Raw genomic sequence first — 2885 nt, 5'->3', positions numbered from 1 at the left:
TGGTTCTGGTCGCGGTAGACGTACACGTTGCCGATCTGGGGGCGGCACAGTTCGGCGTCGCAGAACCACCCGGCGGTGTCCACGCTGAACTGGTTGCGCGAGCCGTCGAGGTACTCGGCAGCCGGGTCGACGGGGGCGTAGACGTCCTTGGTGGCCATGGAGCACTCCTCCTCGGTGTGGCCGCCGACGACGCAGATGTTCGGGTCCATGATTTCCCCGAAGATGTCAAAGATCCACGGATTGTCGCGGAATCCCAAGAAGGGAAGGTCGTTGGCGGCGAGCTCGTCCCACAGGTTGAGGTAGGAGTCCGGGACGTGGTCCACGGACACCGTCACGTCTCCCGCGTGGCCTTCCGGGCGCGTCGAGGTGGAGACCACCAGATCCGGGTCCAGGTTGACGATCTCGTTGAACGCGTTGACGCTCCACTCCTGGCAGACCTGGGAGACGAGCTCGCCGCTCTCCGCGGCGTCCAGGATGAGCGGGCACGTCTGACGGACGTACGGGATCACCTTGAACCCGTGTTCCTTGCCCAGGCGGTCTAAGGGGATCACGTACGGCTCGATGTGGGAGCCGCCCACCATGACCACCGTCGTGTCCGCCTCCGGGTCGCCGTACACGCAGTCGGGGCGCGGCATGGTGTCCGCGTCCTGGTTCTGGAACACCATGCAGCCGTCGGTACCCGCGGGCGGGTAGACACCGGCGATGAGGTTCGGGTCCGGCTGCGGGGGCACGTCCGGGACGTTCGCACCCGCCAGTGCCAAGGCGCCGGGATAGAAGGTGTCATTGAGCGGCTTTTCCGCCTCCTGAACCTTCTGGTTCCATAGCGGTTGGATCGTAAAGGTAGCGGCGACCAAGCAGGTGACAATCACGCCACCGACAGCGCGGGCTGCACCGGCGGGGGTGCGGAGTGACCTGCGGGCGTCGAGAAGCGGCGTGTCCGTGGCGGTCGGGCGCTTCCGGTGCTGGCGGAGTGGCTCCTCAAGCAGCTCGTGGGTGACGTGTGCGAGGGCGAGGGACACGACGATGACGATCGTGCCCACCCAGGCCGGCGGGGTGCCAAAGCCGCCGATGACGGTGACGATGATGAGCAGCGGCCAGTGCCAGAGGTACAGCGAATAGGCGATGCCGCCCAGCCAGGTCATCGGCTTGGACGCGAGGACCGCGGAAATCGGGTTGTCGTTGCCGCTGAGGATCACCAGCGCGGCGCCCACGAGGGGGAGCAGCGCGACCGGGCCCGGGAACGCGAGCGAATTGGCAACCACGGCGCCCGTAATCGTGATGCACACGACGCCAAGCGCCGACGTCAACCAGGCGATGCGTTGCGGGAAGAAGCGCGAACGCGGGACGAACGCGAGGAGCGCGCCGAGCGAGAGCTCCCAGGCGCGGGAGAACGTGGAGTAGTAGTTCGCGCCGGTGCCGATAAACCCGAAGCGGGACGCCCACGCGAAGGAGGCGACGGTGATGAGCGCGAGCACGATCACGGCGCCGCGGCGGGCGAGCGTGCGTGGCAGCTTGCACTTGGTAATCAAGACAGCGACGAGCGTGCCGAAGAGGATGCCAAAGAGATAGAACTGGCCCTGGACCGCCATGGACCACAAATGCTGCAGTGGCGACGTGTCCTGGCTGGCGGCCGCGTAGTCCGCGTCCTGCGCCATGAGCTCCCAGTTCTGGTAGTAGAGCATCGACGCGGTGAACTGGGCCGCGAGCTCGTCGCTCATGAGCTCCGGGGTGAGGTAATGCACCGCGATAAGCACCGCCAGAATGACGACGACGAGCGCAGGGACCAACCTACGAATGGTTCGCCAGAGCGGCCACCATGGATTGAGGTTGGGGTTCGGGCGCAGTGCGTAGCGCAGCTGTCCGCCCAGGAAGAAGTAGCCGGAGAGCAGGAGGAACACGTCCACGCCGCCGGATACGCGGCCGACGAAGACGTGGAAGAGCACGACGAGCGCAATTGCGTATCCGCGAAGGCCGTCGATGTCCACGCGGTAGGACGAGGGGCGCGGGCGGGGGTGCGCGCCAGGAGACTGCTGCGCCTGCCGCGCCGTCTGTGACTGCTGCGCCGTTCCTTCGCCCATAAGCCCGTAAAACCCCTACAACATCATTAAAATTTTGGTACTATCCGGTTCAATTCGCTGAAGACATTACCGGCTCAACCGCCCGATTTGAAAAAACTTGGCCCCGTTGGGCGTGGCACGTCGTTTTGGTGTATGTGCCTCAACCAGGTAATGTATGCAGGGTTGCCTGGTGGTTTGCCGCCCCAGGGGACAGCACAATCTGCGTACGCGCCGGACCCGTCTGGTCCGCGCCCCGGAAGGTCGGGAGCGCGGCGGTCGGCCGGCCAGTCACGCGCAGGGTAAAGAAGAAGGGTTGAACCGGCTCGCCGACAAGGGGCGGGTGTCTGCACTGCCCAGTGACCGAAAAGGAAGTTTTTTCATGGCTGTCAAGATCAAGCTGCAGCGTGTGGGTAAGATCCGCAACGCTCAGTACCGTGTTGTCATCGCTGACTCCCGCACCCGTCGTGACGGGCGCGTCATCGAGAACATCGGCATCTACCACCCGAAGGAAGAGCCGTCGCTCATCCGCATCGACTCCGAGCGTGCTCAGTACTGGCTGGGCGTCGGCGCGCAGCCGACCGAGCCGGTCCTCGCTCTGCTGAAGGTCACCGGTGACTGGCAGAAGCACAAGGGCGAAGAGGGCGCCGAGGGCACCTTGAAGGTCGCTCCGGAGAAGAAGACCAAGCTCGAGCTGTTCAACGAGGCGCTCGAAGAGGCCAACAACGGCCCGACCGCCGAGGCCATCACCGAGAAGCGCAAGAAGGCGAAGGAAGAGGAGGAAGCCAAGGCTGCTGCCGAGGCTGAGGCCGCTGCCGCCGCCGAGGCTGC

Annotated in this window: 2 protein-coding genes; one reads left to right on the top strand and one right to left on the bottom strand. The window is 65.3% G+C overall.

Annotated elements, in window-relative coordinates; all coding sequences use genetic code 11:
* Positions 1 to 2078, bottom strand: a 2078-nt coding sequence (locus EAW56_RS11420) for an acyltransferase family protein (RefSeq protein ID WP_147453308.1), incomplete at its 3' end; no start/stop codon positions are given.
* Positions 2079 to 2436: 358 nt separating this feature from the next.
* On the opposite strand from EAW56_RS11420, the gene rpsP reads away from it, so the two are divergent.
* Positions 2437 to 2885: 30S ribosomal protein S16 (gene rpsP / locus EAW56_RS11415; protein ID WP_122086660.1), on the top strand; the 449-nt coding region annotated here is incomplete at its 3' end.

It is taken from the genome of Corynebacterium gottingense, from assembly GCF_003693265.1.
GTDB lineage: Bacteria > Actinomycetota > Actinomycetes > Mycobacteriales > Mycobacteriaceae > Corynebacterium > Corynebacterium gottingense.
This window is presented reverse-complemented; position numbering and strand designations above follow the sequence as displayed.